This window comes from Chromobacterium alticapitis (assembly GCF_002924365.1).
In the GTDB taxonomy this organism is placed as follows: domain Bacteria; phylum Pseudomonadota; class Gammaproteobacteria; order Burkholderiales; family Chromobacteriaceae; genus Chromobacterium; species Chromobacterium alticapitis.
Genome location: NZ_PQWB01000029.1, coordinates 88142 through 110767 on the forward strand (window position 1 = coordinate 88142; position 22626 = coordinate 110767).

Genomic DNA, 22626 nt, shown 5'->3' on the forward strand with positions numbered 1-22626 from the left:
CTGGCGGTTTTTTCATGGCGGATGCGCGTTCAATGCGCAGGCGGCTCGCCTGGCGGCGCGTCTTCCTCGGCCGGCACCCGGTAGTTCTCGCTGGCCCACTGCCCCAGGTCTATCAAGCGGCAGCGCTCGCTGCAGAACGGGCGATAGCGGCTTTGCGGCTCCCAACGCACTTCGGCGCGGCAGGTGGGACAGGCGACAATGCGGACGGATTCGGGCATGAAACTCAGAATTTGCAATTGGTCAGGTAAAACTCGACATCCTGCTCGGTTTGGCGCGGCCGGGTCTCTCCGGTCACGGCGCCGACAAAGCGGATATTGAGCGCATATTTATTGGCGGACAATTCGGGCAACAGCGCCAGGCCATCGTCGTAGGCCACGCGGATCAGCTGCACCACCTTGCCGCCCGACATTTGCTGGAACGCGCCCTTGCGCGCCACATAATGATGGGTTTTGCCGCTGTCGCGCAGCAAGCGCAGCAGGATGTCCGAAGCCTCGGCCGTCGGCATCAGCGGCGCGGACCAGCGCAGGATGTCCTGGCGGCGCTCCTCGGCCGGCTTCTGCTGCCACAGGTGATAGGACGGCAGATCGAACTGGCAGGTTCCGCCGGGAATGCCGGCGCGCTGTTTGATCGCCATCAGCCATTCGTTCTCGCGCAGATTCTGGCCAAACTTGCCGGTCAGCGCCAGCAGCTTGCTCGAAGCGCGCTCGATCTCCTCCAGCACGCCCTCCAGCGTCTCCTCGGCCACATTGGGATTTTCGCGCAGCGCTTCCAGTTGCTGCTTCTGCCGCTCCAGCTCCTGCAGCAGATCGGCTTTCAGGTCGGCGCGCGAGGCGGTTTCCATCAGCTCGAACAGCACCATCAGCGCAGCGTGATGGTCATAAGGGTGATCCTTGCCGACAAAGTAGGCCAGCCGCCCGTACAAATATTCCAGACGCAGCAGAATACGGGTGCGCTCGGTGACAGGAAATTCAAAACTGATCACGGCAGATCTGCCCTTCTCCACGGCTTTCAGCAAGCCTTAAAACATCGCATTGACAAGATTTGCCAGATAATAACCGTGTTTGGCATCGACTTGAAGTCTCAATTCTGCCAAGCCGCCGTTATTGTCTATGACATCGTCGGCGCGACGCAGCCGCTCCGCCCGCGGGCACTGCGCCGCCATGATGGCGCGCACCGCCTGTTCGGTAAAGCCGTTGCGCCGCCTGACCCGCTCCACCTGAACCTCTTCGCGGCAGTCCACCGTCAGCGTGCGGGCCAACAGCGGCAAATAGCGGCCGCTTTCAAACAGCAAAGGCACCACCAGCACCGCGTAGTCTCCGCGCGCAGCCTCCAGCCGCCGCACGCTCTCATCGTAGATCGCCGGATGCAGAATGGCCTCCAGCCTGCGCTTGCAGTCCGGATCGGCAAACACGCGCTCCCGCATCGCAGCCCGATTCAGCGCGCCGTCCGCCGCCACCGCCTCCGGGCCAAACTCCCGCCCGATCTCGGCCATCGCCGCGCCGCCTGGGCCAGTCAAGGCATGGGCGATCTGATCGGTGTCTATCACCGGCACGCCGAGCTCGGAGAAACGCTCCGCCGCCGCGCTCTTGCCGGAGCCTATGCCGCCGGTCAGCCCGATTACCGGGATAGCCATGACAGATAGCCCTCCACGATTTGCGGCCCCCACGCCAGGGCGATCCAGCCGGCCGCTGCCAGATACGGGCCAAAGGGGATGTACTGTCCGCGCCCGATGCGCGAAGCCGCCATCATGGCGATGCCGAACACCGCCCCGACCAGCGACGATAACAAAACCACCAGCGGCAGCATGCTCCAACCCAGCCAGGCGCCCAGCGCGGCCAACAGTTTTAGATCGCCTCCGCCCATTCCCGGACGTCCCTTGAGCAGCAGATAGCCCTGCGACACCAGCCACAGCGATAGATACCCCAACGCGGCGCCCAGCACGGCGGATGACAAGGGCACCCATCCTGTATACAGATTGAACAGCAAACCGGCCCACAAAAGCGGCAAGGTCAGGCTGTCCGGCAACAGCTGGGTGTCCAGGTCGATGAAAGTCAGCGCCAGCAAAACCGCGGTCAAGACCATGGCGCCGAGCAAGGGCCAGCCCCAACCCAACTGCCAGGCCAGCACGCCGAACAGCGCGCCGCACAGCAGCTCCACCAGCGGATAGCGCAGGCGGATCCGCGCGCCGCAATGGCCGCAGCGGCCGCGCAACAGCGCAAAGCTTAGCACCGGGATGTTCTGCCAGGCCCGCACCGGCGCCTTGCAGGACGGGCAGTGCGAGGCCGGACGCCACAGATTGTAGCTCTCCCGCTCCGCCAGCTGCTCCGCCGCGCCTTGCGCCGCCAGCCGCAGCGCCGGCATCCGCTCGCAGTCGGCCAGATAGCCCACGCTCTCCGCTAGGAACTCATCCTCCAGCATGCGCGGCATGCGATGGATCACCACGTTCAGGAAGCTGCCCACCAGCAAACCGAACACCAGGGCCGCGCCCACCAGCCAAGCCGTATGCGTGGCCAACAACCATGCGATGTCTTGCAGCATCAGCCCACCACCTGGCCCATTTTGAAAATCGGCATGTACATCGCGATCACCAAGCCCCCTATCAATACGCCGAGTATCACCATGATGGCCGGCTCCAGCAGGCTGGACAGCGCGGCAACCGCGTTATCGACTTCTTCTTCATAAAAATCCGCCACCTTGTCCAGCATCTGGTCCAGCGAGCCGGACTCCTCGCCGATGGCCGTCATTTGCAGCACCATATTGGGGAATAGATCCGTGCGCTGCATCGAAAAGCTCAGGCTGGAGCCGGTGTTGACGTCGGCCTGGATGCGCTTGGTCGCCTCCGCGTACACCTGGTTGCCGGCGGCGCCGCCCACCGAGTCCAGCGCCTCCACCAGCGGCACGCCCGCCGTGAACAGCGTGGACAGCGTGCGCGCCCAGCGCGCGATGGTGGCCTTGCGGATGATGTCGCCGATGACCGGCAGCTGCAGCAGGATGCGGTCCATCTGCTCCTGCATTTTGGGCGTGCGCTTGAAGGCGTAGAAGAACGCGAAAATGCCGCCGAAGATGGAACCAAAGATCAGCCACCAGTAATGGACGAACAAGTCCGACAGCCAGATCACGAACAGCGTGGGCGCCGGCAGGTTGGCGCCGAAACTGGAGAACAAGTCTTTGAACGCCGGAATCACGTAGATCATGATCACCGCGGTGATGACGAAGGCGGTGGCCACGATGGCCGTCGGGTAAATCATCGCCGACTTGATCTTGGACTTGATGGCCATCACCTTTTCCTTATAGGTGGCCAGCTTGTCCAACAGCGAGTCCAGCACGCCGCCGGTTTCGCCGGCGGCGATGATGTTGCAGAACAGCTTGTCGAAATACAAGGGCCGCTTGCGGAAGGCCTCGGCCAGCGACATGCCGGTTTCGACGTCGGCCCTCACCTCCAGCAGCAGGCGCGTCACCGCCGGGTTGTTATGCCCCTTGGCCGAGATATCGAACGCCTGCAGCAGCGGCACCCCCGCCTTCATCATCGTGGACAGCTGGCGTGTGAACAGCGTGATGTCCCGGTCGGTGATCTTGCGGCCGAAGCCGGCGCGGCGCTTGCGGATCTTGACCACATTGATGCCTTGCCGCCGCAACTGCATCTTGGCGACGTTGTCCGACTCCGCGCGCAACTCGCCGCGTATGATGCGGCCGCTCTTGTCCTTGCCCTCCCATTCCCAGATATGTCCCGGGCTTGCTTTTTTTGTCGTCGCCATCACTCCAACCTTCCATGTTTTCATCCAGACGCCATGCCGCGCCATTCGCCGGGGCTCAGTCGTTGGTGACCGCTTCGATCTCCGCCAGAGAGGTCATGCCGCGTTTGACCTTGAGCAAGCCGGCGTGGCGCAGATTCACCATGCCCTCCTGCAAGGCCAGGTCGGAAATATCCATCGCCGTGCCGTTCTTCATGATCAGCCGCGTCATCGCATCGCTGATCGGCATCACCTCGTAAATGCCGACGCGCCCCTTGTAGCCGGTATTGCGGCACTCTTCGCAGCCCACCGGGCCGTATGGATGCCAGCTGCCATCCAGCTGCGCCTTGGAGAAGCCCGCGCGCAGCAGCGCCTCCTCCGGGATTTCCACCGGCTTCTTGCAATGATTGCACAAGCGGCGGGCCAGGCGCTGCGCCATGATCAGCAGCACCGAGCTGGCGATATTGAACGGCGCGACGCCCATGTTCAGCAAGCGGGTCAGCGTGGCCGGCGCATTATTGGTGTGCAGCGTGGAAAACACCATATGGCCGGTCTGCGCGGCCTTGATCGCGATGTCGGCGGTTTCGAAATCGCGGATTTCGCCCACCATGATCACGTCCGGATCCTGACGCAGGAAGGCGCGCAGCGCCGAAGCGAAAGTCAGGCCGGCCTTTTCGTTGACGTTGACCTGATTGATCCCGGGCAGGTTGATTTCCACCGGGTCTTCGGCCGTCGAAATATTGGTGTCCGGCTTATTCAGGATGTTCAGGCAGGTATACAGCGACACCGTCTTGCCGCTGCCGGTAGGCCCGGTAACCAGCACCATGCCGTAGGGACGAGCGATTGCCTGCAGCAACAATTGTTTCTGTTCGGGCTCGAAACCCAGTTGCTCGATATCCAGCGACGCCGATGAGGAATCCAGAATCCGCATCACGATCTTTTCGCCGTACAGCGTGGGCAATGTGCTGACGCGGAAATCGATGGCCCGGGTCTTGGAGATCACCAGTTTCAGGCGGCCATCTTGCGGCACCCGCTTTTCCGAAATATCCAGCCTGGAAATCACCTTGATGCGCGAGGCGATTTTTTCCTTCAGCAGCAAGGGCGGCTGCGCCACTTCCTTCAACGCCCCATCCACTCGATAGCGGATGCGGTAATACTTTTCGTACGGCTCGAAATGAATGTCGGACGCACCCACGCCTATGCCGTCCAGCAGCATCTTGTGGATGAACTTGACCACCGGGGCGTCGTCCACCTCCACCTGAGGCGCGTCGGCCTGGGCGTCTGGGTCGGCAAACTCCAGATCGCCCAAGTCCTCGCCTTCCAGCTCCTTCAGCGCCGAAGCGGGACTATCCTGGTAGCGGCCAACCAGCTTGGACAGCTTGTCGTCCTCGACCACGACGATCTCCACCGTCAAACCGGTCTTGAAAGTGATGGCGTGATAGGCCGAGGTCTGGGTGGGGTCCGAGGTGCCGATATACAGCTTGTTGCCGCGCTTGAGCAGGGGCAGCAGGCGGCGGCTGGCGACCAGGTCGTCGTCGACCAGGCCCTTGGGCAGCTGTTCGGTATCGAGCGAGGTCATATCAAGCAAGGGATAACCGAAAATGCGCGAGGCGAAAATGGCCACGTCGCGCGCGCTCATTTTCTTGCTCAGAATCAGCTGTTCGACGAAGCTGATATGCGAAGCCGCCGCATGCTTCTGGATGGCGTCTGCGTCCTGCTGCAGCAGCATATTATGCTGAACCAGGGCTCGTCCGAGCCCGGAAATCCCTGCCGTAGCTTCCATATGAAAATTGATCCGGTATGGGCTGTTGCGCCGCGATGGAATGAGGGTTTTGACGATATTATATGCAAAATCGTCCTCGGTCCCGACACAAAACCTTTTCCCGCCCGTCCCAGTTGCCCAGCCGCTCCCGATACATCCGACATCTCGCTGAAAACAATAAAAAAAGGACTGCCGAAGCAATCCTTTTCATGGCGCGCGGGGCGCTTAGAAGTTATGAATCAGGCCCAGGCCGAAAGAGTTTTCGCTGGCGACGCCGCTGGCCTTCCAATTCACGTGGCCATAAGAGGTGTAAACCTCGGTGCGCTTGGACACGGCGTAATCCAGACCCAGCACGAACTGATCGTAACCCGAGTTGCTGATAGTCTTGCTGCCGGCAGTCGCATCGTAACCCTTGGCATAGGATAGGTACGGAGTGAACGCGCCGAAGGTATAGCCGCCAGTCAGCGCCAATTCCTTGGTCTTCACAACTTGAGTGACATCGAAAGTGCTGGCCGAGCTTGCGAAAGCTGTATTCAGGGCGGCAACGTTGTAAACCACGCCAGTGGAGTCAGCGAAGCCAGTAACATTGTTCTTCGAGTCAAGGGCTTGACCCAAGTAGCCGCGAACTTGCTGGTAGCCCAAGGCCACGTAAATGTTATTGGCGTTATAGCCAGCTTCCAGGCGGTGCCAATCCTTCAGGCCCGCACCCACCTTGTTGGCGTCGCCGCGGTTTTCGAAGTTGTACTTGGCGAAATAGCCCGCGTTCTCGTAGCTCAGACCCAGGTTGATCAGTTGGGCATTGGTACGCGTGCCATTCACGTTCGCACGAGTTTCATCAGCCGCATACAGGGCTGCGTAGCTGAAACCGTAGAAGTTCGGGCTATCGTAACGGATAGCGTTATTGTGGCGAGTATCCAGGCGAGTGAACATGCCCAGGCCCCCTACGCTTTCGCCGCTATAGTAACCCGGGTCCACTTGCTCCATGTCGGAGTTGGCGTAGTTGGACAGGCGGCCCAGACGGACCTTACCCCAATCGCCGGCCAGACCCACGAAAGTGTCGCGAGTAGCCAGGTTGTCGCTGCCAGTACCATCCATATGCAGACGGCTTTCCACCTGCCAGATCGCCTTCAGACCGTTGCCCACGTCTTCGCTGCCCTTGAAACCGATGCGGGAGGTCCAGTCATTGATTTGCACGCCGCTCTGCGGGTTACCCTGAGCGTTGGTGCCGAAGGTGGAGCTATAGGTCTTGTTGTCTTCGATACCGGCCCTGATCGAGCCATAGATGGTGACATCAGCCATGGCCGCTGCAGGCAGGGCTGCCAGCGCCAAAGCAATCAGCTTCTTGTTCATTGCAGATCCTTTCAAGTCAGTTGATTTTGTCCTGTTGACTCAGTGGCTTGCAGCCAATGGCCCGGACATTTATGTGCCGACGGTATATTCCGTCGATCGCTGTTGCCAATATAAGACTGACGTTGCAAAAAAACAAAGATCAAGCGCGAAACCAGACTGGAAATCACCAAAAAAACAACAGCATTTCCAACAAAGCCCAGCGGCCAAAGCGATTACGCCAGCCAGATCCGCCCACAGGCTGCGGCCCACAAACAACACATGCCGCGCATCGTTGCGCGCATGCAACAAATCACCTGCCCCGCCTCTTCATTCTCATATCATCGCGATAAACGAAAAACCGCCACTCGATGGAATGGCGGTTGCGATGCGCTAGGCGCGAAAACGCGCGGGACGGCTACTTGGCGGCGGGCTTCGCCACGGGCTTGGCGGCCGGCGCCGCGCCGCCGACCATCAGGTCCTTGCGCAGCTTGTCCAGCGTCTTGTCGCCGATGCCGGAGACTTTCTTCAGATCATCCACGGTCTTGAACGGACCGTTCTTGCTGCGGTAGTCGACAATGGCCTTGGCCTTGGCAGGCCCTATTCCCTGCAGGGCTTCCAGTTGCTGCGGCGTGGCGGTATTCAGATTGACGGCGGCCCAGGCGGCATGGAAAGACAGCAGCAGGCCGGCAAGGACGGCGAACAGTTTCTTCATGGCGGACTCCTAAATGAAAGGCGCAAAGGGTTTTAAATTGTCATGACATGCAGCTAACCGCGCTGCAAGATCAATTCTAAAACCACTTTGCTGCCCACGTATGCCAGCATCAATGACAGGAAACCGGCCAAGGTCCAGCGTATGGCCACGCGGCCCCGCCAACCACGCAGCCTCCTCCCCAGCAGCAGGGAGGCGAAGATCAGCCAGGACAGCACGCTGAATACCGTCTTGTGCGTCAGCGCCGCCGCCTTGCCGAACACTTCCTCGGAGAAGGCCATGCCGCTGACCATGGTCAGCGTCAATAACAAGAACCCCGCCGCGATGACCTGGAACATCATTTTTTCCAGTGTCAGCAAGGGCGGCAGCTGTTTGGCCAGCAGGGACACCCGCCTATGGTGCAGCGCCCGCTCCAGCACCAGCATCAGCGCCGCGATCAGCGCCGCGATGGCGAACAGGCTGTAAGCCAGCATGGAAACCAGGATGTGCAGCACAAAGGCCGGGTTGGACAGGTCGCTGACGAAATGGCGACCCGGGAAAACCAGCCCAAAGGCCAGCGCCCCCATCGCCAGCGGCATCATGAACAGCTGCAGCCCCTCCACCTTATAGAAGAAGCTGCAGGTCCAGTAGATCAGCAACATGATCCACACCATCAGGCTCAAGGCGTGGCCGACGCCAAGGGCCAGGCCGCCGCTGGCGCTGAGCGGCGACACCACCACCACGGTCTGGGCCAGCAGCAGCAGGCCCAGCAGGCTGTGCTCGATGCGGGGGTTGCGCGGCCAATGGGCCAGGCCTCTCCAGTTGGCCACGTAATGCCAGGTGAAGGCGCCATAGGACAGGATCAGAAACAGGGTCAAAACGAGCAGGAGGCTGGTCATATATAAGGGTGTGATCAAATCCGGGCGCGTACCCGGCGGCTCGTGGTAAAATCGACTGTTTGAGAGTCTACACCAAGCTGCCTATCGTTGGCAGAGAGTAAGGACAGCACCATGCTAGACAACTTGACCAGCCGCCTGTCCGGCGTGATGAAATCCTTGCGCGGCAATGCGCGGCTGACCGAATCGAATATCCAGGACGCGATGCGCGAAGTGCGCATGGCCTTGCTGGAGGCTGACGTGGCGCTGCCCGTCATCAAAACCTTCATCGCGCAGGTGAAGGAACGCGCGCTCGGCCAGGACGTGATGGGCAGCCTGACCCCGGGCCAAGCGCTGGTGGGCGTAGTCAACGAAGAACTCGTCAAGCTGATGGGCGAGAAGAACGACGAGCTGAACCTGGCCGCCGTGCCGCCCGCCATCGTGCTGATGGCAGGCCTGCAGGGCGCCGGTAAGACCACCACCGTCGGCAAGCTGGCCAAGCGGCTGAAGGAAACCCAGAAGAAGAAGGTGCTGGTGGTGTCAGCCGACGTTTACCGTCCGGCCGCCATCGAGCAGCTGAAGCTGCTGGCTTCGCAAGTCGGCGTGGAATGGTTCCCGTCCGACGCCGCACAGAAGCCGGTGGACATCGCCCGCGCCGCCATCGACCACGCGCGCCGCCACTTCTTCGACGTATTGCTGGTAGATACCGCCGGCCGTCTCGCCATCGACGAGGCGATGATGGAGGAGATCAAGGCGCTGCACGCCGCGGTCAATCCGGTGGAAACGCTGTTCGTGGTGGACGCGATGCAGGGCCAGGACGCGGTCAACACCGCCAAGGCCTTCAACGACGCGCTGCCGCTGACCGGCGTGATCCTGACCAAGATGGACGGCGATTCGCGCGGCGGCGCCGCCTTGTCGGTGCGCCACGTCACCGGCAAGCCGATCAAGTTCATCGGCGTCGGCGAAAAGGTCACGGGCATCGAACCGTTCCACCCGGACCGCATCGCCAGCCGCATCCTGGGCATGGGCGACGTGCTGTCGCTGATCGAGGAAGTCCAGAAGGGCATCGATCAGAAGGAAGCCGAGGCCATGGCCAAGAAGTTGAAGTCCGGCAAGGGCTTCGACCTCGAGGACTTCAAGGCGCAGATGCAGCAGATGAAGAAAATGGGCGGCATGTCCAATCTCTTGGAAAAAATGCCGGGCCAGATCGGCCAGATGGCCAAGGGCATCCAGGGCGCGGAGGCTGAAAAATCCATGCGCCGCATCGAGGGCATCATCAACTCGATGACCATGGAAGAGCGCCGCAAGCCGGAACTGCTCAAGGCCAGCCGCAAGCGCCGCATCGCCGCCGGCTCTGGCGTGACGGTGCAGGAGGTGAACCGCCTGCTGGCGCAGTTCGAACAGATGCAGAAAATGATGAAGCAGTTCTCGTCCAAGGGCGGGATGATGAAGATGATGCGAGGCATGAAGGGCATGATGCCCGGCATGTAAGCGAAAACAAACGGGCGCCAGTCGCCCGTTTGTTTTGAGATAAAGACAAGCCGCCGGCGAAGCGGCGCCTGCACGCTACATTGATTAAGGGGCCGCCCCGGCCGCGTCGCCGGAACCGTTTGTATCGCAACCCGCCGCTGTTTGGCGAACCACGTTTGGAAATACCCCGCATGAATCTGACTACGTTGACCGCCCTGAGCCCGTTGGATGGCCGCTACGCCGGCCAGGTCGAGGCCCTGCGCAACCTGTTCTCCGAATTCGGTTTGATGAAGTGCCGCGTCAAAGTGGAACTGGAATGGCTGAAGATGCTGGCCGCCGAGCCGGGCATCGAAGAGGTCAAACCGTTCTCCGACGCCACCATCCGCGAGATCGACGACGTGATCGCCAACTTCAGCGTCGAACACGGCGAGGAAGTGAAGGCCATCGAAGTCCGCACCAACCACGACGTCAAGGCTATCGAATACTGGCTGAAGGAACGGCTGTCCGGTAATCCGGAAGTGATGGCGGCCGGCGAATTCATCCACTTCGCCTGCACCTCCGAGGACATCAACAACCTCAGCCACGCGCTGATGCTGAAGACCGCGCGCAACACCGTGCTGCTGCCGAATCTGGACGAAGTGATCCACCGGCTGCAAAAACTGTCGCATGAGCTGGCCGCCGTGCCCATGATGTGCCGCACCCACGGCCAGCCGGCCACGCCGTCCACCATGGGCAAGGAGCTGGCCAATGTGGTGTACCGCCTGAAGCGCCAGCGCGAGCAACTGGTGCACCAGGAAATCCTGGGCAAGATCAACGGCGCCGTAGGCAACTACAACGCCCACCTGGCGGCCTACCCGGACATCGACTGGGAAAGCCTGTGCGGACGCTTCGTCACCGGCCTGGGCCTCACCTTCAATCCGTACACCATCCAGATCGAGCCGCACGACTACATGGCCGAGCTGTACCAGGTGATGAGCCGCGTCAACACCATCCTGATCGACCTGAACCGCGACATCTGGGGCTATATCTCGCTGGGTTACTTCAAGCAGAAGGTCAAGAAGGACGAAGTGGGCAGCTCCACCATGCCGCACAAGGTCAACCCGATCGACTTCGAGAACGCAGAAGGCAATCTGGGCATGGCCAACGCCATCATGGGCCATCTGGCGGAAAAACTGCCGGTGTCGCGCTGGCAGCGCGACCTGACCGACTCCACCGTGCTGCGCAATATGGGCGTCGGCTTCGGCTACACCCTGCTCGGCCTGAAGTCCTGCCTGAAGGGCCTGAACAAGCTGGAAATCAACCCGGCGCAGATCGCCGCCGAGCTGGACGCGGCTTGGGAGCTGCTGGCCGAGCCGGTGCAAACCGTCATGCGCCGCCACGGCATCGCCAATCCGTACGAGCAATTGAAGGAGCTGACCCGCGGCAAGGGCGGCATCACGCGCGAAACCTTGCACGCCTTCATCAAGAGCCTGGATCTGCCGGATGCCGTCAAGGCCGGCATGCTGGAACTGACGCCGGCCAATTATCTGGGCAAGGCGGAAGAGCTGGCTCGCCGCGTTTAAGCGGCCGAGTCCGCCCCCCTACCAGGCCCGGCTTCGCCGGGCCTTTTTCATTCGGACCGCGCGCCGCTCAAGTCCCCCATTCCTTCCCCATGCCGGCCAAAACTTCGCGGCCGGCTTAGTCGCAAAATGCATACCCATGTCGCGCCCGGCACAAAATTTAGTGGTCAAAAAGTCGATTGCGCCTGACAATGGAATGTGAAAAACACCAAAAACACCAGCTGCTGCAATAGGAAACGGAGCAGGCTAGCGCGCTTGCCGCTCCGCTAAAAGGGTCAACCCTGAATAGAGAATGGATGATCATGCAATCTATGTACGACCAATCCTCGCATTCCTCCGCCTCCGACGACGAGTTCAACGCCGGCCCCCCGCATCCCGCAGCCTCACGCAACCTGCTGCAACTGAACGAGCGCGTACAGCCGGGCCTGCTGCAATATTTCATCGAGCACGACACCAACCGCATCCTGCAGCATCTGGACACGCTGCGCGGCATGGCCTTCTCCCGCAGCGGCGAGGATGGCCAGGATGATGTCGTCGAGCGCCCCTTCCCCTCGGTCTGCCTAATCGGCCTGGGCCGCTGCGGCTCCAATATCGCGCTGGACGTGGCCACCCTGGTCTACAACGCGCGCAAGTTCTATCTGAACGAATTCTCCAGCGATGAAAAGGCCGTGCCCGAGCAAGAGCAACGCCGGCCGCGCAAGTGGCTGCACCGCAATCTGCTGACCCAGCACAAGAGCGCCAAGCCGGCCTTTCTGATCGAACCCATGGTGATGCTGGGCGACCTGGACAAGGACATCAAGGGCCGCATCCGCTTCTCCCGCCGCGGCGAGCAGAGCGACTTCTTCAACAACTACAACAAGATGAAGATCATGGACCTGGCCGAGGTCCACGCCGGCGGCGCCGGCAACGCGCCGATACTGGGCCAGTACCTGGCCAAGATCATCCTGAACAAGGACACGGTCAGTTTTTCCGACCCGGAATGGGCGCTGATCCACTCCTATCTGGTGGACTCCTGCGGCATCAAGGCCAACCAGTCGCGGCTGTATTTCTATATCTTCAGCGCCGGCGGCGGCACCGGTTCCGGCATGGCCTCGGAATTCGGCCTGGCCCAGCAATACGCCTACATGAGCAAGACCTTCGAGACCCGAGGCGAGGACAAGGCCGGCCAGGTCGACGACTACGGCTTCGTGTTCGAGCCCATCTTCACCAGCGGCATCTGCATCCTGCCCAATATCTCGGGCCAGCACGCCGAAGGCTCGGAGGCGCTGCACATCAACGCCGGCCGGCTGCTGTGCAAATACCTGGCCGAGGAATGGGACTTCTCGTACAACTTCGTCAATGAAGAGGCCGGCGCCGAGAGCGTGATGCGGCGCATCCGTCCGTGGAACGCGATGATGCTGATCTCCAACGACATCATGCGCTACGCCGAGGAGAGCGAAGGCGGCAACATCGAGCACCTGGACGTCAACGCGATGGAGCGCCACGCCAACCAGTACATCTCGCAGCAGATCTTCAACATCCTGACCGCCCAGGCCGTCACCAGCGATTACGACGAAAACTACTTCCTGCGCGCCGGCATAGACATGGGCGAGACCATACGGCTGGACGCCAACGACCTGTTCATGAGCTTGGCCGGCCCGGTGGCCGTGGCCTACGCCGAATCCGTGGTGTCGGACCCGCTGGGCTCGGACGGTTTCGTCAACAAGCTGGATATCGACGATCTGTTCTACCGCTCGATCGACCTGCCGCACTTCAACCAGCAGACGCAGGCGATAGAGGGCATCAGCCTGCTGCCCATAGAGTGCGAGAGCTACCGCGCGGCGCTGGCCGACTACAAACAATCCGGCTATGCGGCGGACAAGCTGAACCAGCTGTTCTTCTTCCAGAACTGCTCGTCGGTGGTGGCCATCCTGTCCCTGCCCAAGGGCTACAAGCTGTCCTACCTGGATCTGAACCGGCTGAAGCGCCACCTGAACGACCTGTTCCCCAGCACCACGCTGAAGCGCTACGCGCTGGTGATAGGCGCGTCCACCAATCTGTCGCTGACCACGCTGGTGGCCAAGAGCCCCTGCCTCAGCGACGATTTCCTGACGCTGATCGTCGCCTTCATCAAGCGCTGCTTCGCCCACGGCAACCACCGTTTCGACGAAAGTCTGGACAACGCGATACTGGATCTGATCACAGCGGACACGTTCGACGAGACGATGCTGGAAAAGCTGCTCAACGAATACGAAAACCCGACCAAAATTCTGGACACCAACTGGTTCGCCATCAAGCCGATGTACGAGAAGAAGTACCGCGAGCTGATCCGCGACAACAAGAAGTTCGTGTCCATCAACGACATCCGGCTGACCCGCGAGCATGTGCAGAAAGCCGTGTGCTACCTGCGCGAAATCTACCGCCACCGCATCGGCAAGACTCGCGTCGTTTCGCTGAATCGCCACGCGCGCCACAAGAACTGAGCGCGCCGCGCCCTGCCGCCGGCCCTCCCCTTCCGGGAGGGCTTTTTTCTTGCGGCCGTTCGGCTGCGGACTTTTTTTTCGTCTAAGTCCCCCCGCCCGTCAACGGTACGACTCCTTGACCAGTTAATGCACTCTGAATGCGCCTGCGACAGCCCCTGCCGCAGACTTGTCCGCATTCCAGCCGCCAAGCAGCCATTGGCTGGCATAAGCTGCAATAGACCGCCTTCGCGCGCGTCATCAACCGAAGAGACCCGCCGCGCCATGTGGATCGTCGAAACCGCCCTGAAACGGCCCTATACTTTCATCGTGATGGCCATCGTCATCCTGCTGGCCACGCCGCTCGCCCTCCTGCGCACGCCGGTGGATGTACTGCCGGAGATAGACATCCCGGTGATCAGCGTGATCTGGGGCTATGGCGGCCTGCCGCCGCAGCTGATGGCGGACCGTCTCACCCAGATCCACGAGCGGACGCTGACCACCACGGTCAACGACATCGAGCACATCGAGTCGCAGTCGCTGAACGGCATCGCCATCATCAAGATCTTTTTCCAGCCCGGCGCCAACATCCAGACCGCCATCGCCCAGGTGGTGTCGGTGTCGCAAGCCGTGGTCAAGCAGATGCCCCCCGGCGCTACGCCGCCGCTGATCATCAAGTACACCGCCTCCAGCGTGCCGGTGCTGCAACTGGGCATGTCCAGCAAGTCCATGTCGGAGCAAGACGTCTTCGACGCCGCCATCAACACGCTCAGGCCGCAGTTGGTGACGATACCGGGCATCGCCATCACCTATCCCTACGGCGGCAAGATCCGCCTGCTGTCGGTGGACCTGGACAGCCAGGCCATCGCCGCCCATGGCCTGACGCCGGCCGACGTGGTCAACGCGGTCAACGCGCAGAATCTGGCGCTGCCCTCCGGCACCGCCAAGATAGGCGGCACCGAATACAATGTGGAGCTGAACGGCTCGCCGGACACGCTAGCCGGCCTGAACGACCTGCCGATCAAGACCCAGGGCGGCGCCACCGTCTTCCTGCGCGAAGTGGCGCATGTGCGAGACGGCTTTTCGCCGCAAACCAATATCGTCAAGCAGAACGGCCAGCGCGGCCTGATGATGTCCATCTACAAGAACGGCGGCGCCTCCACCCTGGACGTGGTGGATCATCTGAAAGAGAAGCTGCCCGGACTGCTGCCGCTGCTGCCCAAAGACTTGCGCATCGCCCTGCTGGCCGACCAGTCCGTCTTCGTCAAGACCGCAGTCAGCGGCGTCATCCACGAGGCGCTGGTGGCGGCCGCGCTGACCGCGGTCATGCTGCTGCTGTTCCTCGGCAACTGGCGCACCACGTCCATCATCGCCGTCTCCATCCCGCTGTCCATCTTCGCCTCCATCATCGCGCTGCACATGCTGGGCGAAACCATCAACGTGATGACGCTGGGCGGCCTGGCGCTGGCGGTGGGCATTCTGGTGGACGATGCGACGGTGACCATAGAAAACATCGAGCGCCACCTGCACATGGGCTCGCCGCTGTACACCGCCATCCTGGACGGCGCCGGCGAAATCGCCATCCCGGCTTTCGTCTCCACGCTGTGCATCTGCATCGTGTTCGTGCCCATGTTCTTCCTGGAGGGCGTGGCGCGTTATCTGTTCGTGCCCATGGCGGAGGCGGTGGTATTCGCCATGCTGGCCTCCTATGTGCTGTCGCGGACCCTGGTGCCGACGCTGGCGCTGCTGCTGATGGGCCACCGCCATCATGACGGCCGCGCCTCGGCATGGATCCATCGCGCGCACCTGGCTTTCAACGCGCGTTTCGAGCGGCTGCGCGAGTTTTACGTGCACCTGCTCAGCCACCTGCTGACACACCGCAAGCGCTTCATCACCGTCTTTCTGGGCTTCTGCGTCGCGTCCTGCGGCCTCTATGCGCTACTGGGACGCGACCTGTTCCCCGACGTGGACACCGGACAGATCAAGCTGCATGCACGCGCGCCCACCGGCACCCGCATCGAGGACAGCGCCGTGCTGGCCGACCAGGTGGACGCGGAAATCCGCAAAGTCATTCCGCCGCAGGACCTGGACACCATCATCGACAACATCGGCCTGCCCTATAGCGGCATCAACCTGTCCTACAGCAATTCCGGCACCATAGGCACGCTGGACGACGAGGTGCTGATCTCGCTGATGCCTGGCCACAAGCCAAGCGCCGACTACATCGCCGCGCTGCCGCCGGCGCTGGAGAAGCGCTTTCCCGGCGTGGAATTCTTCTTCCAGCCGGCCGACATCATCACGCAGATACTGAACTTCGGCTCGCCGGCGCCCATAGACGTGCAAGTCTTCGGCAAAGACCTGGCCAGCGACGCCGCCTACGCCGGCCGCCTGCTGACGCGCATCCGCGCCATCCCCGGCGCGGCCGACGCTCACATCCACCAGCGCCTGGACGCGCCGGCCATCCAGCTGACGATGGACCGCGCGCGGCTGCAAGGCATGGGCATCGCGCCGTTCGACGTGGCGCAGAACCTGCTGCTGCCGCTGTCCGGCAGCCAGCAAACCCAGCCGGCCTACTGGCTGAACCCGTCCAATCACATCGTCTACACCATGCAATCTCAAACGCCGCAGTACCGGCTGGACTCGCTGGACAAGCTGCTGCAGTTGCCGGTCAACGCGCCGGGCAGCCATGGCAAGGGCGAACAGACGCTGGGCAATCTGGTCAGGGCCTCGCCCGGCCGCACGCCCGCCATCGTCACCCGCTACAACATCCTGCCGTCGATAGACATCTACGCCAGCGCGCGCGGCCGCGATCTGGGTTCGGTGGCGGCCGATATTCAGCAAGTCATGCGCGAGGAGCAAGCCCATCTGCCCAAGGGCAGCCATGTCGGCATGCGCGGCCAGGTCGAAACCATGCGCTCCTCCTACCTGGGCCTCTCCATCGGCATACTCGGCGCCATCGTGCTGGTCTACTTGCTGATCGTGGTGAATTTCCAGTCCTGGCTGGACCCCTTCATCATCATCAGCGCGCTGCCGGCCGCCCTGGCCGGCATCGCCTGGATGCTGATGCTCAGCGGCACCGACCTGTCCGTTCCGGCGCTGACCGGCGCCATCATGACCATGGGCGTGGCCACGGCCAACAGCATCCTGGTGGTGTCGTTCGCGCGGCACCGCATGCAGGACGGGCTGCCGCCGCTGTCCGCCGCGCTGGAGGCCGGCGCCACCCGGCTGCGCCCGGTGCTGATGACCGCGCTGGCCATGATCATAGGCATGATTCCCATGGCCATCGGCATAGGCGAAGGTTCGGAGCAAAACGCCCCGCTGGGCCGCGCCGTGATCGGCGGCCTCTTGTTCGCCACCGTATCCACGCTGCTGTTCGTGCCGGTGGTCTTCGCCTCTTTCCACAGCTATCTGGCAAAACGCAAGGCGGCCGGCGCCATCGCAGACGCCGCCGCACAGGACGCATGACATGACCGAGCCACGCCACGCCCGCCAGGGCCTGCCTGAACTTCACCTGCATCATTCCCGCCGCGGCGCGGTGGCGCGCAAGGCGCGCGTCGCCGCCCTAGTCGTCGTCGTCTTGTTGCTGGCCGGGCTGGGCCGCGAGCTGCTGGCGCGCCGCGCCGACGCCGCAACGCTGGCCAAGGAAGCCGAGCGCCGCGCTGTGCTGACGGTCAGCGTGGTCTCGCCCGCGCGCGGCCGCGGCGACACCACGCTGACGCTGCCGTCCACGCTGCAAGGCATAGCCGAAGCCCAGATCTTCGCCCGCACCAATGGCTATATCCAGCGCTGGCTCAAGGACATCGGCCAGCCGGTGAAGAAAGGCGAGCTGCTAGCCGAGCTGGACATCCCCGACATAGACAAGCAAGCGCAGGCGGCGCAAGCCAACTTCGCGCTGGCCAAAACGGCCTATCTGCGCTGGAAGACGCTGCGCGCGCAGGACGCCGTATCGCAGCAGGAACTGGACGAGAAGGAAAGCGCCTATCGCCAGACCGAGGCCGAGCTGAAACGGCTGCGCGACCTGCAGGACTTCGCCCGCGTCGTCGCGCCGTTCGACGGCATCGTCACCCGCCGCAACATCGACACCGGCAGCTTGGTCAATGCCGGCAACGGCGGCGCGCCGCAAGCGCTGTTCGCCGTCGCCCGGATAGACCAGCTCCACTTGTACGCCTATGTGCCGCAGGCCCAGGCCGCCGCCATCCATGCCGGCCAGAAGGTGGACATCCGAAGCCAGGAAGCGCCGGGCCGGCCGCTCACGGGCAAGGTCGCCCGCACCGCCGGCGCCATCGATCCGGCCAGCCGCACCCTGCAGGTGGAAGTCACGCTGGCCAACGCCGATCACGGCTTGCTGCCGGGACAGTATGTGGACGCCACCTTCCGCCTGCCCAAGGGCGACGCGCTGACGCTGCCCACCAATACGCTGCAGTTCAACGGCAAGGGCAGCCGGGTGGCGCTGGTGGGCGCGGATGGGAAAATCCATCTGCAGCCGGTGCTCCTGGGCACGGATTACGGCCACGAAGTGGAGATCCGCCATGGCCTGAAGCCCGGCGACAAAGTCATCGTCAATCCGCCGGATGCGATCAACGAAGGCCAGCCGGTGAGCGTCGTCGCCCCGCTGCGGGAGGAATGAGCATGCGCGCGCCGCTCTTGCTGATAGCCGCCGCGCTGGCCGGCTGCACCGCCGTCGGCCCCGACTACCAGCGCCCGGCGAGCGAGTTGCCGGCGCAATGGAAAACCGAAGCCGGCTGGACGCTTGCCGCGCCGGCGGACGCCCAGCCCAAGCGCGACTGGTGGACCGTATTCGGCGACGCCGAGCTCAACCGGCTGGAAACCGCCGCGCTGGAGCAGAGCCCGACGCTGCGCCAGGCGCTAGCCCGCTTGGAGCAGGCCGAAGCGCAAAGCCGCATCCACGGCGCGGCCGAGCTGCCCTCCGCCAATCTGGGCCTGGCCGCCTCCCGCAGCCGCATCTCGGCCGATCGCCCCTTGTCCAGCTACGGCGCCAGCAACGCCAGCGTGGCGCAGGGCGATCTCAAACCCCTGCTCGGCGTCAGCTACGAAGTGGACTGGCTGGGCCGGGTGCGCCGCGACGTCGAGGCCGCGCGCGCCGGCGTCGAACAAGCCGCCGCCGACCGCGCCAACGTAGCGCTGCTGCTAAGCGCCCAGCTCGCCGGCGCCTATCTGCAACTGCGCCAGCAAGACGAGGAAATCCGCCTGCTGGACGACATTCTAGAGGCGCAACGCCGCGCGCTGGAGCTGACCCATGTCCGCCATCTTGCGGGCCTCGCCTCCGCCGCCGACGAGGAACAGCAGGCCGCGACGCTGGCCGCCAGCCGCGCCCAGCGCGAGCTGCTGCTCAACCAGCGCCGCGCCAACGAAGACTTGCTGGCCATGCTCAGCGGCGCGCCGGCCCCCTCCTTCCGCCTGGCCGCCGGTTACTTGCCGGCGACTATCCCGGCAGCGCCTGCCGGCGCGCCTAGCGATCTCTTGCAGCGCCGCCCGGACATCGCCTCCGCCGAACGCGCGATGGCCGCGGCCAACGCCCAGATCGGCGCGGCCCGCGCCGCCTATTTCCCGCAGCTGACGCTGACGCCGGCGTATTTGGGCAGCGAATCGACCGGACTGGTCAATCTGTTCTCCACGCCGGCCCTGGTCTGGGCCATAGGACTGCAGGCCTCGCAAACGCTGTTCGACAACGGCAAGACCCGCGCCGGCGTGGCCTACGCCGAGGCAGGCTACCGCGCCGCGCTGGCCGGCTACCGCCAAGCCGTGCTGCAGGCGATGCAGGAGGCGCAGGACGCGCTGAGCATGCTGCATGGGCTGGACCGCGCGCGCCGCCTGCAGGACGAAGCGGCCCGCAAGCAGGACCAGGCCTACGCCATCAGCGAGCTGCGGCACCGCGAAGGATTGGACAGCGCGCTGACGCTGGCCCTCGCCCGCCAGAACCAGCTAGCCGCGCATAGAAGCCTGGCCCAGCTGCGCGGCGGCCAGCTGCTCGCCAGCGTCGGCCTGCTCAAAGCGCTGGGCGGCGGATGGCGCGCGGACCCTCCGCCGCGCTGAGCCACCCGTCCCGCCGCACTTGAGCCCGGGCGCTCGCCGCGCGATACTTGCCGGCAATTGGCTTAATTTATGGTATGGACGCACGCATGACCCACCGCATCGTTTTTGTCGAGGACGACGCCGACCTGGCCGGACTGATCAGCGACTTCCTGTCGCGCCACGAAATGGAAGTGATCGTGGAGCCGCGCGGCGACGCCGCGCTCGACACCATCTCTCGCGAAAAGCCGGACATGGTTTTGCTGGACATCATGCTGCCGGGCAAGGATGGCCTGTCCATCTGCCGCGAGCTGCGGCCGCAGTTCGACGGCCCCATCATCATGCTGACCTCGCTGGACAGCGACATGAACCAGATCCTGGGCCTGGAGCTTGGCGCCAACGACTACATCCTGAAAACCACCCCGCCTTCCGTGCTGGTGGCGCGGCTGCGCGCCCAATTGCGCCACCTGCGGCCGACCCAGGCGCCGGCCGAGCCGCAGCAAGGCAAGAACGCCTCGCGCAAGGCGGTATTCGGCCAGCTGTCGATAGACCCGGTCAGCCGCGATGTCACCCTGGCCGGCGAGAAAATCCCGCTATCCACTTCGGACTTCGACCTGCTGTGGCTCCTGGCCAGCCACGCCGGCGAGACGCTGAACCGCGACATCCTGCTCAAGGAGATGCGCGGCGTCAGCTACGATGGCCTGGACCGCAGCATAGACGTGGCCATTTCGCGCCTGCGCAAGAAGCTGGGCGACAACCCCAGCGAGCCGTTCCGCATCAAGACGGTGCGCAACCGCGGCTATCTGTTCTCCTTGTCCGGCTGGGAGTAAGCGCGGATGCGCCGCCTGTTCATCCAGTTCTATCTGCTGCTGATGTCCTGCTTCCTGGTGGCGGTCATCCTGGTCGGCGTGGTCTACAAACAGGCCGTGGACGACGTGGGCGAGCGCTACCTGGCCGACCTGCTGCGCACCACCTTGTCGCTGATCGAGGCCGATCTGCGCGGCGTGCCGGAAGACCGCTGGAGCGAAACGCTGGCCAACTCCGACTACGGCTTCACCTTCCGCGTCAAGGTGGAGAAGATGAGCAACTACATCTTGGACGACGACTCGCGCCGGGCGCTGGACCGCGGCGAGATCGTCATGCTGGAAGACAAATACCTGTTCCTGCAAAAGCTGCAAGACAGCAACTACCTGCTGGTGGCCGGCCCGCTGCGCTATCTGTTCTTCCTGCACCGGCTCAAATGGTTCGACTACGCGCTGCTGGGCCTCTTGGGCCTGTCGCTGGCCATTCCGGTCTTCCTGTGGATGCGGCCGCATTGGCGCGACCTGGTGGCGCTGGAAAGGGCGTCCGGCCGATTGGCCAACGGCGATCTGGCCGCCCGCGTCGAATTGCCGCCTCGCTCAGGCGTGCATCATCTGGGCGTCTCCTTCAACCACATGGCCGACAATATCGCCGCGCTGATCAATAGCAAGAAAACGCTGACCAACGCCGTCGCCCATGAGCTGCGCACGCCGCTGGCGCGGCTGCGCTACCGGCTGGCGCTGCTGGACGGCGACGAAGATTCTCCGGAACGCCAAGCCATAGAACGCGACCTGACCGCCATCGACAAACTGGTGGAAGAGTTACTGTTCCATGCCCGGCTGGACCGCCCGGAAGCGCCGCTGAAGCTCAGCAGCTTCAACGCGCTGCCCTGGGCGCGCGAGCGCATCGCCGGCCAGGCCGCGCTGGCCCAGGAAATCCACTGGATAGAGCCGGTGGGCGAGGCGCTGTCCATCACGGCGGACGAGCATTTGATCACCCGGGCGCTGGACAATCTGCTGTCCAACGCGCGCCGGCATGCGAACTCCATCGTCGCCACCCACATCCTGGTCGACAAGCAGCAGTTCTGCCTCATCGTCGACGACGATGGTCCCGGCATACCGGAAGAAGACCGTGGCCGGGTGTTCGACCCCTTCGTGCGGCTAGATGAAAGCCGCGGCCGCCAGACCGGCGGCCATGGCCTGGGACTCGCCATCGTAGCCGGCATCGCCCGCGCCCACCGCGGCAGCATCAAGGTGGAGACCTCGCCGCTGGGCGGCGCGCGCTTCGAACTTCGCTGGCCCATCGCCTGATGTACATTCCGTAACATTGAGATACATGCCTCTCCTAGACGCCAAAGGCTTGCCACAGCTAGCATCTCGCCCTGAATTAGGACTATTTCCTGTCCGTTTCACCCCAATCCAAAGAAACTTAGGAGTTTCGTAAATGAAAAAGCTGGCTCTGCTCGCCCTGACCGCTGCTTTCGGCTTGGCTTCCGCCAACGGCTTCGCCGCTGAAAAGGCTGCCGCTTCCGCCCCGGCCATCCACAAGGCCAAGAAAGTTGAAAAGAAGAAAGTAGCTTCCAAGGCTCAAGCCGCTAAGGCCGACGCTTCCGCTCCGGTTGCCAAGAAGGCTCACAAGCACCACGCCAAGAAGCACGCTGCCAAGAAGGTAGAAGCTTCCAAGGCTCAAGCCGCCAAGGCCGACGCTTCCGCTCCGAAGGCCAAGAAGGCTCACAAGCACGTAGCCAAGAAGGCCGTTGCTTCCAAGGCCCAAGCCGCCAAGGCTGACGCTTCCGCTCCGGTAGCCAAGAAGGCTCACAAGCACCACGCCAAGAAGGCTGTTGCTTCCAAGGCTCAAGCCGCCAAGGCTGACGCTTCCGCTCCGGCCGCCAAGAAGGCCAAGAAGCACGCCGCCAAGAAGGCCGTAGCTTCCAAGGCTCAAGC

At 63.1% G+C, this 22626-nt stretch carries 18 protein-coding genes; 9 read left to right on the top strand and 9 right to left on the bottom strand.

Annotated elements, in window-relative coordinates:
- Nucleotides 1-29: 29 nt before the first annotated feature.
- The 9 genes from yacG to C2I19_RS08470 form a co-directional block, all read right to left on the bottom strand.
- A complete protein-coding gene (yacG, locus tag C2I19_RS08430; RefSeq protein WP_103902257.1) occupies nucleotides 30-218 on the bottom strand; it encodes a DNA gyrase inhibitor YacG in 189 nt (62 codons plus the stop codon).
- Nucleotides 219-223: 5 nt separating this feature from the next.
- Nucleotides 224-982 (bottom strand): cell division protein ZapD, encoded by a 759-nt coding sequence (gene zapD / locus C2I19_RS08435; RefSeq protein ID WP_103902281.1) that lies wholly within the window; start codon nucleotides 980-982, stop codon nucleotides 224-226.
- Between the two features lie 36 nt (nucleotides 983-1018).
- Nucleotides 1019-1633 carry a dephospho-CoA kinase gene (gene coaE / locus C2I19_RS08440; RefSeq protein WP_103902258.1) on the bottom strand — a complete coding sequence of 205 codons (615 nt, stop codon included), beginning with the start codon at nucleotides 1631-1633 and terminating at the stop codon, nucleotides 1019-1021.
- A complete protein-coding gene (locus tag C2I19_RS08445) occupies nucleotides 1618-2538 on the bottom strand; it encodes a prepilin peptidase (protein WP_103902259.1) in 921 nt (306 codons plus the stop codon). Before C2I19_RS08445 ends, coaE begins: the two co-directional genes overlap by 16 nt.
- Entirely contained in the window at nucleotides 2538-3755 is a 1218-nt protein-coding gene (locus tag C2I19_RS08450) for a type II secretion system F family protein (RefSeq protein WP_103902260.1), read from the bottom strand. The genes C2I19_RS08445 and C2I19_RS08450 overlap by 1 nt, the downstream gene beginning before the upstream one ends.
- 55 nt (nucleotides 3756-3810) lie before the next feature.
- Complete coding sequence (pilB, locus tag C2I19_RS08455; RefSeq protein WP_103902261.1) at nucleotides 3811-5514, bottom strand: type IV-A pilus assembly ATPase PilB; 1704 nt, start codon at nucleotides 5512-5514, stop codon at nucleotides 3811-3813.
- 204 nt (nucleotides 5515-5718) lie between these two features.
- Nucleotides 5719-6843, bottom strand: a complete 1125-nt coding sequence (locus tag C2I19_RS08460; RefSeq protein WP_103902262.1) for a porin — start codon at nucleotides 6841-6843, stop codon at nucleotides 5719-5721.
- Between the two features lie 394 nt (nucleotides 6844-7237).
- Nucleotides 7238-7534, bottom strand: a complete 297-nt coding sequence (locus tag C2I19_RS08465) for a ComEA family DNA-binding protein (RefSeq protein WP_103902263.1) — start codon at nucleotides 7532-7534, stop codon at nucleotides 7238-7240.
- 53 nt (nucleotides 7535-7587) lie between these two features.
- Nucleotides 7588-8409 (bottom strand): cytochrome C assembly family protein, encoded by an 822-nt coding sequence (locus tag C2I19_RS08470; protein WP_103902264.1) that lies wholly within the window; start codon nucleotides 8407-8409, stop codon nucleotides 7588-7590.
- A 111-nt stretch (nucleotides 8410-8520) separates the two neighbouring features.
- On the opposite strand from C2I19_RS08470, the gene ffh reads away from it, so the two are divergent.
- The 9 genes from ffh to C2I19_RS08515 form a co-directional block, all read left to right on the top strand.
- Nucleotides 8521-9876, top strand: coding sequence for a signal recognition particle protein (gene ffh, locus C2I19_RS08475; RefSeq protein WP_103902265.1), 1356 nt, complete (start codon nucleotides 8521-8523; stop codon nucleotides 9874-9876).
- Nucleotides 9877-10046: 170 nt separating this feature from the next.
- Complete coding sequence (gene purB, locus C2I19_RS08480; protein ID WP_103902266.1) at nucleotides 10047-11417, top strand: adenylosuccinate lyase; 1371 nt, start codon at nucleotides 10047-10049, stop codon at nucleotides 11415-11417.
- 293 nt (nucleotides 11418-11710) lie between these two features.
- Nucleotides 11711-13876: a hypothetical protein gene (locus C2I19_RS08485; RefSeq protein WP_103902267.1), complete on the top strand. Its 2166-nt coding sequence runs from the start codon at nucleotides 11711-11713 to the stop codon at nucleotides 13874-13876.
- A gap of 261 nt (nucleotides 13877-14137) precedes the next feature.
- The gene (locus tag C2I19_RS08490; protein WP_103902268.1) at nucleotides 14138-17317 is read left to right on the top strand and encodes an efflux RND transporter permease subunit; all 3180 of its coding nucleotides are present in this window, start codon (nucleotides 14138-14140) and stop codon (nucleotides 17315-17317) included.
- A gap of 1 nt (nucleotide 17318) precedes the next feature.
- Entirely contained in the window at nucleotides 17319-18479 is a 1161-nt protein-coding gene (locus C2I19_RS08495) for an efflux RND transporter periplasmic adaptor subunit (protein ID WP_103902269.1), read from the top strand.
- A gap of 2 nt (nucleotides 18480-18481) precedes the next feature.
- Complete coding sequence (locus C2I19_RS08500) at nucleotides 18482-19906, top strand: efflux transporter outer membrane subunit (protein ID WP_158253662.1); 1425 nt, start codon at nucleotides 18482-18484, stop codon at nucleotides 19904-19906.
- 86 nt (nucleotides 19907-19992) lie between these two features.
- Nucleotides 19993-20712, top strand: coding sequence for a two-component system response regulator RstA (gene rstA / locus C2I19_RS08505; protein WP_103902271.1), 720 nt, complete (start codon nucleotides 19993-19995; stop codon nucleotides 20710-20712).
- A gap of 6 nt (nucleotides 20713-20718) precedes the next feature.
- The gene (rstB, locus tag C2I19_RS08510; RefSeq protein ID WP_103902272.1) at nucleotides 20719-21993 is read left to right on the top strand and encodes a two-component system sensor histidine kinase RstB; all 1275 of its coding nucleotides are present in this window, start codon (nucleotides 20719-20721) and stop codon (nucleotides 21991-21993) included.
- Nucleotides 21994-22126: 133 nt separating this feature from the next.
- Nucleotides 22127-22626: histone (locus C2I19_RS08515; protein WP_103902273.1), on the top strand; the 500-nt coding region annotated here is incomplete at its 3' end.